Consider the following 323-nt stretch of genomic DNA (forward strand, 5'->3'; position numbering starts at 1 on the left):
TTGCCGGACCTGACCCGGGGCACTTCCAGGACAAGCCGTCCGATCCGGGTTACAAGCGGCTTTTCCCGGTGGCCGTTGCGGTACGCTTGTCTTTCCTCTGTGCGTTCGTAGGGTTTAGCTTTGAGCTGCTCTGTAACCTGAGCCTCGAGAATCTGGTTTAAGACTTGCTCCACCAACCGGGCCAGACCATCGTCCTGGGAAAACAACTGTTGCAGAACTTCGCCATCTACGGTAACCTGGTAATGGGCCATCCTCAATCCCTCCTGGTAATGGTGGTTGTGTCACTTCTTCATCTACCAGAGGGAGGGTGGCCCTTCCTGCTT

Annotated in this window: 1 protein-coding gene; it reads right to left on the bottom strand. The window is 55.7% G+C overall.

All coding sequences use genetic code 11. The annotated features are described in order from the left end of the window. Nucleotides 1-251, bottom strand: a 251-nt coding sequence (locus DXX99_RS11145) for a transposase (protein WP_205664719.1), incomplete at its 3' end; no start/stop codon positions are given. Nucleotides 252-323: the final 72 nt, after the last annotated feature.

This window comes from Ammonifex thiophilus (assembly GCF_003368535.1).
Taxonomy (GTDB): domain Bacteria; phylum Bacillota; class Desulfotomaculia; order Desulfotomaculales; family Ammonificaceae; genus Ammonifex; species Ammonifex thiophilus.